This window comes from Sinobaca sp. H24, from assembly GCF_023845525.1.
The window spans coordinates 69,909-82,630 of record NZ_JALBWT010000009.1; the positions used below are offsets into that span (position 1 = coordinate 69,909).

Sequence of the window (12,722 nt, forward strand, 5' to 3'; positions counted from 1 at the left end):
GATGTGTCGTGTTAAGAGCACAACGTAAACAGGACCACATCACTCATGCATTAGCGACAGGGTTCGCTGATGCATCGAGTTATGATGATCTTCGTTTTGTACACAACAGTCTCCCCGGCTCTTCAGTGAGCAATATAAGCTATACTACTAATGTCGGCGGACTTTCCTTAAGTTCGCCGATTATTATTAATGCGATGACCGGAGGCGGCGGAGAAAAAACAGAATCAATTAATCGGATGCTCGCTCAAGCGGCAAAAGCTACAGATACTGCGATGGCAGTAGGATCTCAGATGTCAGCGATTAAAGATACAGCAGAAGCTGCTTCATATCAGGTCGTACGCAGCGAAAATCCTAATGGGATTATTTTTGCGAATTTAGGAAGTGAAGCAACACCAAAGCAGGCGGCGCAGGCTGTAGATATGATAGAAGCTGATGCTCTGCAAATTCACTTGAACGTCATTCAGGAACTGGTTATGCCTGAAGGAGATAGAGATTTTAAAGGCGCGCTGGATCGGATTATGGAAGTGCAGCAGAGCCTGAATATACCTATTATTGTAAAAGAAGTAGGATTTGGCATGTCAGCGGAAGCATTTCGAACGCTTGAAAATGCTGGTATTACAGTGATTGATACGGGCGGAAGCGGAGGCACCAATTTCTCTGCTGTGGAAAACAGCAGACGGGAAGCTAAATGGTCTTTTTTTGATCAATGGGGTATCAGCAGTGCAGCTGCCGTGGCAGAGTCTGCTTTTGTACATAATCAGGCGGATATTATCGGCTCCGGCGGTATTAGACATGCGTTGGACGCTGCTAAAGCTATCGCACTCGGTGCTTCAGCTGTAGGTATTGCCGGGAAAGTACTAGAAGCTGTTCATGAAAATGGTGCTGAAGGGGGTACTGCTTACTTGAAAGCGGTTCTCGAACAGCTGACATATATTATGGCGGCCGTCGGTGCAGAAGACATTCATTCGCTGCAGCAGTCTCCTCTTGTTCTTTCAGGTGAAACAGCACACTGGTTAAAAGAAAGAGGATTTGATACGAAAAGCTATGCTGCAAGAGCAAAATAGCGGTACAAGGAGGCCGGTTCTATGAAAAAACATAGAACCGGCTTTTTCTATGGTTATGTAGAGGGTAAAAATCTAGTATAATAAACGAGGAACAAATAAATGACAGAGTTTTTGTTAAGGGATAGGAATGAGGGAGTAAGATGGCAAAGCCAACAATAGCAATAGTAGGAAGACCGAACGTAGGAAAATCAACCGTTTTTAACCGGATTATAGGAGAGCGGGTGGCTATCGTCCAGGATGAGCCGGGTATTACCCGTGACCGTTTATATAATAACGCGGAATGGCTGAACAGAGAATTTTTTGTCATCGATACCGGTGGAATTGATCTCGGGGATGAGCCGTTTCTTGATCAAATGAGAGCTCAGGCTGAGATTGCAATCGACGAGGCAGATGTTGTCTTGTTTGTTGTAAACGGCCGTGATGGAATTACTACAGCTGACCAGGAAGCAGCCAATCTTCTGCTTCGGTCTAAGAAGCCGGTGGTAGTAGCAGTAAATAAAATTGACAGCCCGGCTATGCAGACTCAAATGTATGAATTTTATTCATTGGGATTTGGGGACATTTACCCGGTATCCGGCTCTCACGGTATCGGTTTAGGGGATCTGCTTGATCGTGCCCTTGAATTTTTTCCGGATCAAACGGAAAAAGAATACGACGAAGATACCATTCAAATGGCAGTAATCGGGCGGCCGAATGTCGGTAAATCCTCTCTTGTCAATGCACTTCTCGGTGAAGAACGAGTGATTGTAAGTGAGATTGCCGGAACCACACGCGATGCCATTGACACGCCGTTTGAAAAAGACGGCCAGGAATATGTCATCGTTGATACCGCCGGAATGAGGCGCCGCGGCAAAGTATATGAAGCTACGGAAAAGTACAGTGTACTTCGTGCTATGAAAGCGCTGGAGCGCGCGGATGTTGTGCTCACCTTGATTGACGGGGAGCAGGGGATAAAAGAGCAGGATAAAAAAATTGCCGGCTATGCACATGAAGCGGGGCGTGCTATCGTCATCGTCGTAAACAAATGGGATGCGATGGAAAAAGATGAAAAAACCATGCAGGAATTCACGCAGAAGATACGGGAAGAATTCCAGTTCCTTTCCTATGCTCCGATTGTATTTTTATCTGCTAAAACGAAAAAAAGAATGAAAAATCTGCTTCCGATTGTAAAAACAGTAGCAGAAAACCACAGCCTCCGCGTACCGACAAATGTCTTAAATGACGTTATTTCCGATGCGGTTGCGATGAATCCAACCCCAACGGAGCACAATAAGCGTTTACGCATTAATTATGCAACCCAGGTAGCGATTGCACCACCGGTAGTCGTCCTGTTTGTAAATGAACCGGAACTCATGCACTTCTCTTACAGACGCTATCTCGAAAACAAGCTGCGCGAAGCTTTCCATTTTGAAGGTACCCCGCTCAAGATATATGCAAGAAAAAAGAACGAATAGTCTACTGTAAGGGAGCAGAGTAGAATGGGAGTCATTCTGTCCATCATTATAGCCTACTTGATCGGTTCGATTAGTTTCAGCTATGTGATCGCTAAAAAAATAAAAAAAATCGATATTAGAAAGCATGGCAGCGGAAATGCCGGAGCGACCAATACCCTGCGTGTTCTCGGAAAAGGCCCGGCCGTACTGGTTCTGCTGCTCGATATAGCAAAAGGAATCGCGGCGGTCTGGATTGCAGTGGGTCTTGAGACCGTTCCTTTCCTGTCTTCGGGTGCTGAGGGGCTTGCGCCTGCTGCAGCCGGACTGGCTGTCATTCTTGGTCATAACTGGCCGATATATTTTGGGTTTAAAGGCGGTAAAGGGGTAGCCACCACAATAGGCGTTATCAGTACACTGTTTTTCTTTCCGGCAGTTTACGCTGGTATTGCAGCTATCCTTGTAATTGTTATAACGCGTTATGTTTCGCTGGGTTCACTGCTGTTTATTCTCGGCACGTCCTTACTGTTGATTATTACAGCTGGGACCGGCAATCATCCGGTTTCCTATATTATTCTCAGTATTATCTTGTCCGTGCTTGCTGTATGGACCCATCGCTCCAATATAGACCGGCTTCTGAAAGGGCAGGAAAATAAACTGGGAGCAAAATAAAGGAGGATCACTATGTCAAAAGTGAAAGCTGCTGTAATCGGAGCAGGAAGCTGGGGGACAGCACTTGCCCAGGTGCTTGCTGATAATGGGCACAGCGTTCAGCTCTGGGGCAGAAGAAATGAACTGTCTGCAGAAATTAATGAGACGCACGTGAACTCCCGCTATCTGCCTGATGTAGTATTAGATCCTGCTATTAAGGCTTACAGTGATTTGGCAGATACTGCTGCGGATAATGATTATATCGTCTGCGCTGTGCCAACTAAAGCTATCAGGGATACGATTAAACAGCTTCGACCGCTCCTGCACGCGAACAGCATACTTGTTCATGCCTCAAAAGGTATCGAGCCTGGAACATTTAAGCGGATCTCGGAGATGATGGAAGAAGAGCTTGAAGGTGTCACATATAAAGCGGTAGCTGTATTATCAGGGCCAAGTCACGCGGAGGAAGTAGGAATCAAACAGCCGACGACGGTAGCTGTTTCCTCTAAGGATGCGGAGGCAGCAGCCTCTGTTCAGGATTTATTTATGAATAACTACTTCCGTGTGTATACAAATGAAGATATGATTGGCGTGGAAATCGGCGGTGCTTTAAAAAATATTATTGCACTCGGGATTGGTATGACGGATGGTCTGGGTTACGGTGACAATACGAAAGCGGCTTTGATGACAAGAGGGCTTGCGGAAATTACGCGGCTTGGTGTTGCTCTTGGCGCCAACCCGATGACGTTTATCGGCCTTTCCGGTCTTGGCGATTTAATTGTAACCTGCACGAGCGAACACAGTAGAAACTGGAGAGCCGGCCGCCTTCTTGGTCAGGGCAAAAAGCTCGATGATGTACTTGATGAGATGGGTATGGTCGTAGAAGGAGTCCGGACGACAAAAGCTGTGTTTGAACTGGCAAAAACAGAGAATGTAGAAATGCCGATTACATCAGCTCTATACAGCGTTCTATTCGAAGAAGAGCCGCCTTTGCAGGCAGCGGACCGGCTGATGGGACGAATGAAAAAAAACGAAGAAGAAAGCTCTTTTATGGGAAGAAACGAAGGCGGCCGGAAAAATTAGGCCGCTTCTTTTCCTTTATAGAAAAAAGGAGGATATAAAATGACAGCGCTTCAAAATATGTGGGTGTCGTTTATCGGATTGTTTTTAATGTTTGTTTCTACAGCTGCTGCAGTATTGGGTAAAGAAAAGCTGACAGGAGTTCTCCGGTTTATTGTAATGACTTTTTCCTTTATTTGTCTGGTCATTGCGGGACTTATTGTCTTTATTGTTGTATTTAGAGGGCCTCTGGCAGAATAATATTAGAAAGGGGGATTCAAAATGAATAAACAAAAAAAAGCCGGCTTTTTAGGTTTTATTCCTCTTTTGATGCTGGGAGGGTGTTTCTACCCTAACAGCGGAGCCGAACAAAGACAGGGGCCTGACGAAAGTCAGATTGCCGCTGTGCAGCAGGCCGTAGACCAGTATAGAGAAGATGAAATCAATTTACTGCCTATCCGTACCCCGGAACATAATCCTCCGTTGTATGAACGTTACGTCATTGATTTCAGAGAATTAATGCCGCGTTACATACAGGAGCCGCCGGCCAACTCTTTCGAAAGCGGAGGAAGCTATCAGTATATGATTGTGGACCCAGAAGACGAGGCGGAAGTAAAAGTAATCGATCTCCGAATGACCCGCGAGATCAGGGAATTTGAACAAAGAGTAGGTGTTTACATAGCAGAAAATGAATTTGCTCCTATTAAAGAAGCGGTAGCTCCGGGCATATTTGAAGCTGACCTTGAAAAATTGGAGTATGATGAACAGCCAACGATAGCAAGTCCCTACTTTAACACCAGCCTTCCGCTTCTTATAAATGCGGACGGTGAAGCGCTCGTAGACTATTCGATCGATATTAACCGAGCACTTGAAGTACATGATGCCTCGATTAATGAAGGAGAAGATGCAAGAAACGTACTTGTCGAAAACTATCCTGTCGTGCCGGCTTTTTCCGGTACTTACGAGTTGGATGAAAACGATGAGCCGGTATTAACGGGTGAAGAAGAGCCGGGCGAGCTGTAATGTCCGACTTTAGTTTACATAATATGAATATTGTTTACTAGATTCCTGCCAATCCCCTGAAGTGCTAGCTTTGCTTTATAAATAGCGGTATGCTAAAATTTTCAAAGACAAAGATAAAATAAAAGTAGGGGGAAGAGCAGTGGCTCCTTTTGATCATAAAAAATAGAACAGGCCGTTACATTAATATTAGAAGCAGTAGGAGAGGATCCCAACCGTGAAGGTTTGGAAGACACGCCGAAAAGAGTGGCAAGAATGTACCAGGAGGTATTCAAAGGCATTCATGAGGACCCATCCACTCATTTGAAGACAGTCTTCGGTGAACAGCACGAAGAGCTCGTATTAGTAAAAGATATTGACTTTTATTCGATGTGTGAACATCATTTAGTCCCATTTTTCGGTAAAGCCCATGTAGGTTACATACCTAAAGGCGGCAAGGTGACTGGACTCAGCAAGCTGGCAAGAACAGTAGAGTCCGTAGCAAGCAAGCCACAGCTCCAAGAGCGGATTACATCAACGATTGCAGATACAATAGTAGAAACGCTTCATCCCCATGGAGCGATAGTCGTTATTGAAGCAGAACACATGTGCATGGCAATGCGCGGAGTGAAAAAGCCGGGAGCAATGACCATAACCTCAGCCGTAAGAGGGAGTTTACAAAAGGACGCAGCCGCTAGGGCTGAAGTCTTTTCTTTAATAAATAAAGGTTAAAAATATAAAAGGCAGGGGAACTAAAAATGAGTGGAGCGCAGGATTTTTTTGTAGTTAAAGCAGAGGAAGACGGAGTAAATGTGATCGGCCTGACCAGAGGTACAGATACAAAATTTCATCATTCCGAAAAGCTAGATAAAGGCGAAGTGATGGTAGCACAGTTTACAGAGCATACTTCCGCTATAAAAATAAGAGGCCGGGCTCTTGTACAGACGAGCCATGGGGAAGTCCACACCGACTCCCAATCATAAGAGAAAGGCGCATTGCATGTATAAACTAACGGAGCAGGCGCCTTTTTCCTGCTTTAAATGAACACGAGGGCATTTTTCGAAAACATGTCAATGGGGGACAATGCAATGACTGATCAAACATTCAGGGAAGCTGATATAGAAAGGATTGAAGCGTTGTTTCGATCCAAAGCCTCTCATCAATATGTATCAACAATCACCGGTGAAATCCACGTAAATAAAAGTATGATCTATTTTCTGCTTCATAGTTTGCAGCATGTTGACTTAGATCCTGCTTATAAAGAGGAGCAGATCGTAGCCGCACTTATGGTAGATGGAGCTTTTGAAACACATGAACATGTGCAGATTGCTCCCGTGCAGTCTGCGCTGCAGAAAAAAAAGCGCCAGCTTACAATACTGGCAGGAGACTATCATTGGAGTCTTTATTATTCGATGCTTGCCCATGAGATACATGCACCAATTTTAAAAGTATTCAGCACGTCCATTCAGCTTATCAATGAAGAAAAAATGCGTCTTCATCTTGCAGAAAACACGGATAAAGATGATTTTCTAAAGCGCCTGGAAACAATTGAATCCGGCTTTCTTCAGAACATCGCCATTTATTACGGGCAAAAAGAGACGGCGGAAGCGGCGAATGCATTTTTTATGTTCAAGCGTCTTAATGATGAACTCCAAGTTCAGGAGCAGCAGCCGTTATCAGCCTTCATGGCTGCAGTTCATGCGTATTGGACAAATGATGTCGAAGCTTCCCTGCAGAAAGACGCCGTTCTCGGACTTGAAGAGATTCACTGGCTTCAGGAGCTCCGGGAGAGCTATTTTCTTGAACTGCAGCGGTATGCAGCCCAAATGCCTGAAACCTCTATAATCGCAAGCCATTTAACCAATATCATCTCACAGTATGAAAATAAATTTATCCAGTAAGGAGGTTGTATGTTGGTGCAGTCTAAAGAAGAACGCGTGCATGACGTTTTCGAAACCATTTACGAAAAGTACGATTCAATGAACTCGATTATCAGTTTCAATCTGCATAAGTCATGGAGAAAAGAAGTGATGCGGCAGATGAACGTTCCGAGTGGGGCGTCTGCACTGGATTTATGCTGCGGCACAGCTGACTGGACGCTCAGCCTGGCTGAAGCTGCCGGGCCCGAGGGACAAGTGAAAGGTCTTGATTTCAGCGCGAATATGCTGAAAATTGGGCAGCGTAAAGTAACACAGTCCGGCTGGAAGACGATAGAACTGGTGGAAGGGAATGCTATGGAGCTGCCTTTTGCTTCCAACAGCTTTGATTTTGTTACGATAGGATTCGGACTGCGCAATGTCCCGGATTATGATAAGACATTGCAGGAAATGCATCGTGTATTGAAACCGGGAGGCGTCGCAGTGTGTCTGGAGACGTCCCAGCCGGAAAAAAAGTCCATAGAAAAAGTATATTCTCTCTATTTTAAGTATATTATGCCAAGGCTTGGAAAGTATTTAGCCGGCCGTTTTGACGAATACTCCTGGCTTCAGGAATCCACCATGAATTTTCCAAACAAAATGGCTCTTGCTGTTATGTTTAAACAGGCCGGTTTTAAAACCGTAACCGTTCATTCTTTTTCAATGGGGGCGGCTGCGGCGCATTTTGCACATAAACAATTGGATCAATAGATAGGATGCTTATAAATGAAAAAAATTAAAGTAATATTGGAAATGATAAAGTTTGAACACACGGTGTTTGCTCTGCCATTTGCTTTCCTGGGTGCTATTCTTGGAAGCATGACTGTAGAGGGAACCTGGCCGACTATTATGGAATGGATCTTTATTACGCTGGCGATGGTCGGGGCGAGAAGTGCCGCGATGACACTTAATCGGGTTATTGATGCAAATATTGATAAAAAAAACCCGCGTACAGCAGACAGAGCTATACCGGCAGGGGATGTATCCATTCCTCAGAGTCTGCTGTTTATTGCAGCCTCCTTTGCTCTTCTGTTTATTGCGGCCTTTTCGCTTAACCTGTTAACTGTACTAATGCTGCCGCTTTTTGTATTTCTACTCACTTTTTATTCCTATACGAAGCGCTTTACGTGGCTCTGTCACGTATTTCTTGGTGTTACAATAGCGATGGCGCCGGTAGGGGGATGGATTGGAGCAACCGGCCAGTTTTCAGTAGAACTGCTTTTTCTCTTTTTAACCGTAGCCTTCTGGACGGCTGGGTTTGATGTAATTTATGCTACCCAGGATGCTGACTATGACCGCAGAGTTAAGCTGCATTCCATTCCGGCACGGTTTGGCATTGCAAAAGCTCTTCGTATTTCAAAAGGTTTCCACCTCATCAGCTTTGCTTCACTGCTGCTTCTGAGCTTGCTTTCTCCGCTCGGCTGGCTGTTTTTAATTGGAGTAATCATAGTAGGTGCTATTATGGTTTATGAACATTCGCTGGTTAAGCCGAATGATTTAACGAAAGTTGGCGTAGCCTTTTTTCAAATGAACGGTATCATAAGTATTACTATGCTGGTTTTTGCTATTGGGGATCTATTGATATGAACAATTCAAAAAGAATATTCACAGTAGCCATTACAGGCGCAAGCGGTGCCGTTTACGGAATAAGAGTCGCCCAGCAGCTGATAGAAGCAGACTGCAAAGTACATTTGCTTATCAGTGAAGCCGGCTGGGAAGTCTTCAGGCTCGAAATGGAGCTTGATACCTCCAACCGGCAGGAATGCTTAAACGATTTATTTGGAAAGTATGATGAAAATGACCTTCTTGTGCACGGCCTTAGAGACTTTACGGCACCGATTGCAAGCGGTTCGTATAAGACAGAAGCAATGATCATCGTGCCATGCTCGATGGGAACACTTTCCAAAATTGCGAATGGCAATTCAGGAAATCTGCTTGAGCGGGCAGCGGACGTTACTCTGAAAGAAAAACGAAAGCTCGTCATTGTGCCAAGAGAAACACCGTTAAATGGAATTCATCTTGAAAACCTCGTTCGGGCAGAGCGGGCCGGTGCTCATATTATTCCAGCCATGCCAGGCTTCTATCATCTGCCCAAAAGCATGGATGACTTGATCAATTTTGTAGCTGGAAAAGTACTCGACAGTGTTAACGTAGAGCACACGTTGTTTACAAGATGGGGGATAAGCGATGAGCCTGCATCTCGGTGAAATAGCCTATACGAATATTCTCCCTTTTTTTCATTATCTGAACAGACAAGAACTGCGGGGCAGAGGCGTTCAGTTTTATTATGAAGTGCCGTCTTCACTGAATCAGTCGCTTGCGCAAGGGACAATTGATATTGCGGCCGTATCGTCATTTGCGTATGCTGAAAACTATGACAGGCTCTGCCTGCTTCCTGATTTGTGCGTATCTTCAAGAGGAGAAGTACGTTCGATCTTTTTAATTTCCAAAAAGCCTATTCTGGAATTGGAAGGAGCAAACATTGCGCTCACATCAGCCAGTGCGACCTCGATCCACTTAGTGCAGATTCTGCTTAGAGAATTTTATCATTATGAGACACTTCATTTCGAAACGGTTTCGCCGGATCTGGCTCAAATGATGAGTTCGTACGACGCATGTGTGCTTATTGGAGATGATGCCATAGAAGCCCGGAGAGAAAATAAAGAGTATTATTATTATGATCTGGGGAACAGTGGTATACTCATACAGGCCTGCCGATGACGTACGCTGTTTTTGCCGTGCAGAATGAAGCGGTCCGCTCCGACCCCGGCCTGCTTTCCCTGCTTAGCAGAGAATTTGTCCGCAGCCGGGATACGGCCTATGCCGACGAATACAAAGAGCTGTCGGTCGATGTTTCTGAAAATATGGGGGGAGACCCTGCTTTTTGGAAAAGCTACTATAAGGGCATCCATTATAGCTTCGGGGAAGACGAAAAACGTGGACTCCTCTACTATTATTCGTTAGCATATAAGTATGGATTTATTGATAAACCAATACATGCATTGAATATATGGGAGAGCGGAAAAGAGGTGCAGTCTTCAAAGTGAAAGTAAATGCGGTGAAATTAGCAGATTTGTATATGTATTTAAACGCAGATATTAAAAAAATCGAACAAGAACTGGAGCAGTCCGTCCTATCGGAGCACCCTGCCCTTAAACACGCTTCTCTTCATCTTCTTCAGGCAGGGGGGAAGCGTATCAGGCCTGTATTTGTCCTTCTTGGGGCAAAATACGGTGACTACGATATAGATCGTGTAAAACATATTGCCGTCTCACTGGAATTAATCCATATGGCTTCCCTCGTGCATGACGATGTAATAGACAATGCAGAACTGCGCCGGGGATCACAGACGATTAAAGCAAAATGGGATAACGGGTTGCCATGTATACAGGCGATTATATTTTCGCAAAAGCAGTGGAAAAAACAACCTTTTTAACGATGGAAATATTAATTCTATTTTATCCCACGCGATGATTCAAATGTGTCTTGGGGAAATTGAACAAATTCGTGACCAGTACAACTGGAACAGAATATGAGAATTTATCTGCGCAGAATCCGCGGAAAAAACAGCGCTGCTTATTGCAGTCAGCTGTCAGCTCGGAGCAATCAGCGCAGGAGCATCCAAGCAGGAGCAGATCAGGCTTTACCAACGGTTATAATGTAGGGATGTCGTATCAGATTATTGATGATATTCTTGATTTTACCGGTACGGAAAAAACAGCTCGGCAAACCGGCCGGAGGCGACTTAAGACAGGGAAACGTAACGCTTCCGGCTCTTTATGCCATGAACAGGGACCCGGAGCTCAAAAAGGACATTGTTCATTTAATTGAAGATGAAGCATCCAGCTCCCAGGATATCACCCCTATCATAGAAGCAATTAAACAGTCCGGCGGCATTGAGTATTCAAAAGAACTCAGCCGTAAATATTTAAACAAAGCATACAGTGCTCTGGATAGTCTTCCAGATATTAAGGCTACAAAGTCGCTTCGGGAAGTAGCGACATATATAGGCGGCCGAAAGCATTAAAATAGGAACTTTGTCCGTTCAGCGGATAAAGTTCCTGTTTTTAATTGTTCATTGCTAACGCTTACATGGTTTGGTATAATCATAAAGGTTGAACGCTCTTATTTACATAAGGAGGAACAAGTATGGACCAGACATTTGTTATGATCAAACCAGACGGAGTACAAAGAAATTTAATTGGAGAAATTGTGCAGCGTTTTGAGAAAAAAGGATACATGCTCAAAGGCGCTAAACTAATGAGCATTTCCAGAGAGCTTGCAGAACAGCATTATGGCGAGCATAAAGGAAAACCATTCTTCGAGGAGCTTGTAGGATTTATTACGTCATCTCCGGTTTTTGCAATGGTCCTTGAAGGAGACGAAGTGGTTTCCTCTGCGAGAAAGTTAATGGGAGCAACAAATCCGCAGGAAGCTGCTCCAGGGACGATTAGAGGAGATTTCGGCGTTCGCATCAGTATGAATGTGATCCATGGCTCGGATTCATTAGAAAGTGCAGAGCGGGAAATTAACTTGTTTTTCGACGAAAACGAATTAACCAGCTACGAAAAACAAGTGTCCGCCTGGGTATAAACGAATACATCAATGCCGGCTGCTGCAGTTTACTCTGCGGCAGCCGGCATTTATTTTTATGAATAAGCAGTCTCTCCTCTTCTCCGGAAGCTTTTACTCATGATATGATAGAGACTGCGAAATAAACCGCGAATGAGTTGAAAAGGATGAAGAAAACCGATGAAGAGCAGAGAAACCAGTGCTTCCTCTCCACCAAGGAGATCAGTTCCGGCGGCCGATGATTACAGTATGTTTATAGAAAAAGTAAAAACAAGAACGGGCATTGACTTGTCTTTGTATAAAGAAGATCAAATGAAGCGCAGGCTTAAGACTTTTTATGAGAAAAAAGGATTTTCGAGCTTTGTTTTTTTTTCGATGAAGGTTTGATGAAAAAAGATGAGCTGTTTCATCAATTTTTGGAACGAATGACGATAAATGTTTCGGAATTTTATCGGAACCCAGCCAGATGGGAGCAGCTCAAGGAAGTAATTTTTCCTTCATTATGCGATAGTTCTTCTACATTTAAAGTATGGTCGGCTGCCTGCTCTACCGGAGAGGAGCCTTATACGATATCCCATATTTTAAATGAAGCTCCCTATTGCAGTCATTACGCTATCCTTGCGACCGATATTGATACGAATGCCCTGCTCAATGCCGAGAACGGTGTCTACACGTCCCACGCGCTCAGTGCTGTTCAAATGGCGAGACCGGGGCTGCTGAAAAAGACAGAAGGCGGATATGAAGTGCCTGTACATCTTCGCAATAAAGTAACATTTAAACAGCTGAACCTTCTTGGGGATGCTTTTGATCGATCTTGATTTCATCTCCTGCCGAAATGTGCTGATTTATTTTACTGAATCGGCAAAGGCAGATCTCTATAGGAAGTTTTTTCATTCACTTAAAGACGGAGGTATTTTGTTTGTCGGAAGCACTGAACAGATTTTTCAACCGCAGCAGTTCGGGTTTGAAACAGCAGGACCTTTTCTATACAAAAAAAACAGCAGGCTGCTGTAGACAGAATAGATAAAATC

The 12,722-nt window shown here is 44.4% G+C and carries 13 protein-coding genes and 3 pseudogenes; all 16 read left to right on the top strand.

The features are described 5' to 3' along the window. The first annotated feature begins 8 nt into the window (after positions 1-8). Positions 9-1,064: a type 2 isopentenyl-diphosphate Delta-isomerase gene (fni, locus tag MMY81_RS13620; protein ID WP_252313340.1), complete on the top strand. Its 1,056-nt coding sequence runs from the start codon at positions 9-11 to the stop codon at positions 1,062-1,064. 140 nt (positions 1,065-1,204) lie between these two features. Further along, the gene (der, locus tag MMY81_RS13625) at positions 1,205-2,518 is read left to right on the top strand and encodes a ribosome biogenesis GTPase Der (RefSeq protein ID WP_252313341.1); all 1,314 of its coding nucleotides are present in this window, start codon (positions 1,205-1,207) and stop codon (positions 2,516-2,518) included. Positions 2,519-2,542: 24 nt separating this feature from the next. Next, the gene (plsY, locus tag MMY81_RS13630; RefSeq protein WP_252313342.1) at positions 2,543-3,166 is read left to right on the top strand and encodes a glycerol-3-phosphate 1-O-acyltransferase PlsY; all 624 of its coding nucleotides are present in this window, start codon (positions 2,543-2,545) and stop codon (positions 3,164-3,166) included. A 12-nt stretch (positions 3,167-3,178) separates the two neighbouring features. After that, complete coding sequence (locus MMY81_RS13635; RefSeq protein ID WP_252313343.1) at positions 3,179-4,228, top strand: NAD(P)H-dependent glycerol-3-phosphate dehydrogenase; 1,050 nt, start codon at positions 3,179-3,181, stop codon at positions 4,226-4,228. A 39-nt stretch (positions 4,229-4,267) separates the two neighbouring features. Further along, positions 4,268-4,465, top strand: coding sequence for a DUF2768 domain-containing protein (locus tag MMY81_RS13640; RefSeq protein ID WP_252313344.1), 198 nt, complete (start codon positions 4,268-4,270; stop codon positions 4,463-4,465). Positions 4,466-4,486: 21 nt separating this feature from the next. Beyond that, positions 4,487-5,227 carry a hypothetical protein gene (locus MMY81_RS13645; protein WP_252313345.1) on the top strand — a complete coding sequence of 247 codons (741 nt, stop codon included), beginning with the start codon at positions 4,487-4,489 and terminating at the stop codon, positions 5,225-5,227. 162 nt (positions 5,228-5,389) lie between these two features. After that, the gene (gene folE / locus MMY81_RS13650; protein ID WP_252313420.1) at positions 5,390-5,935 is read left to right on the top strand and encodes a GTP cyclohydrolase I FolE; all 546 of its coding nucleotides are present in this window, start codon (positions 5,390-5,392) and stop codon (positions 5,933-5,935) included. A gap of 26 nt (positions 5,936-5,961) precedes the next feature. Beyond that, positions 5,962-6,186, top strand: a complete 225-nt coding sequence (mtrB, locus tag MMY81_RS13655; protein ID WP_252313346.1) for a trp RNA-binding attenuation protein MtrB — start codon at positions 5,962-5,964, stop codon at positions 6,184-6,186. 105 nt (positions 6,187-6,291) lie between these two features. Continuing rightward, positions 6,292-7,104, top strand: coding sequence for a heptaprenyl diphosphate synthase component 1 (locus tag MMY81_RS13660; protein WP_252313347.1), 813 nt, complete (start codon positions 6,292-6,294; stop codon positions 7,102-7,104). 12 nt (positions 7,105-7,116) lie between these two features. After that, on the top strand, positions 7,117-7,830 hold the full coding sequence (locus MMY81_RS13665; RefSeq protein WP_252313421.1) for a demethylmenaquinone methyltransferase: 714 nt from the start codon (positions 7,117-7,119) through the stop codon (positions 7,828-7,830). 15 nt (positions 7,831-7,845) lie between these two features. After that, positions 7,846-8,706, top strand: a complete 861-nt coding sequence (locus MMY81_RS13670; RefSeq protein ID WP_252313348.1) for a UbiA-like polyprenyltransferase — start codon at positions 7,846-7,848, stop codon at positions 8,704-8,706. After that, the gene (locus tag MMY81_RS13675; protein ID WP_252313349.1) at positions 8,703-9,326 is read left to right on the top strand and encodes a UbiX family flavin prenyltransferase; all 624 of its coding nucleotides are present in this window, start codon (positions 8,703-8,705) and stop codon (positions 9,324-9,326) included. The genes MMY81_RS13670 and MMY81_RS13675 overlap by 4 nt, the downstream gene beginning before the upstream one ends. Further along, positions 9,307-10,166: pseudogene (locus MMY81_RS13680) on the top strand (menaquinone biosynthetic enzyme MqnA/MqnD family protein). The gene MMY81_RS13675 and the pseudogene MMY81_RS13680 overlap by 20 nt, the downstream one beginning before the upstream one ends. 11 nt (positions 10,167-10,177) lie before the next feature. Beyond that, positions 10,178-11,146: pseudogene (gene hepT, locus MMY81_RS13685) on the top strand (heptaprenyl diphosphate synthase component II). Positions 11,147-11,268: 122 nt separating this feature from the next. Further along, entirely contained in the window at positions 11,269-11,712 is a 444-nt protein-coding gene (gene ndk, locus MMY81_RS13690) for a nucleoside-diphosphate kinase (RefSeq protein ID WP_252313350.1), read from the top strand. A gap of 159 nt (positions 11,713-11,871) precedes the next feature. Further along, positions 11,872-12,705: pseudogene (locus MMY81_RS13695) on the top strand (CheR family methyltransferase). The last annotated feature ends 17 nt before the right edge of the window (positions 12,706-12,722 follow it).

Excerpts from the sequence above, each read along its gene's own strand:
- der (WP_252313341.1), top strand. The coding sequence starts at position 1,205 with ATGGCAAAGCCAACAATAGCAATAGTAGGAAGACCGAACGTAGGAAAA.
- plsY (WP_252313342.1), top strand. The coding sequence starts at position 2,543 with ATGGGAGTCATTCTGTCCATCATTATAGCCTACTTGATCGGTTCGATT.
- MMY81_RS13635 (WP_252313343.1), top strand. The coding sequence starts at position 3,179 with ATGTCAAAAGTGAAAGCTGCTGTAATCGGAGCAGGAAGCTGGGGGACA.
- MMY81_RS13640 (WP_252313344.1), top strand. The coding sequence starts at position 4,268 with ATGACAGCGCTTCAAAATATGTGGGTGTCGTTTATCGGATTGTTTTTA.
- MMY81_RS13645 (WP_252313345.1), top strand. The coding sequence starts at position 4,487 with ATGAATAAACAAAAAAAAGCCGGCTTTTTAGGTTTTATTCCTCTTTTG.
- mtrB (WP_252313346.1), top strand. The coding sequence starts at position 5,962 with ATGAGTGGAGCGCAGGATTTTTTTGTAGTTAAAGCAGAGGAAGACGGA.
- MMY81_RS13660 (WP_252313347.1), top strand. The coding sequence starts at position 6,292 with ATGACTGATCAAACATTCAGGGAAGCTGATATAGAAAGGATTGAAGCG.
- MMY81_RS13670 (WP_252313348.1), top strand. The coding sequence starts at position 7,846 with ATGAAAAAAATTAAAGTAATATTGGAAATGATAAAGTTTGAACACACG.
- MMY81_RS13675 (WP_252313349.1), top strand. The coding sequence starts at position 8,703 with ATGAACAATTCAAAAAGAATATTCACAGTAGCCATTACAGGCGCAAGC.
- ndk (WP_252313350.1), top strand. The coding sequence starts at position 11,269 with ATGGACCAGACATTTGTTATGATCAAACCAGACGGAGTACAAAGAAAT.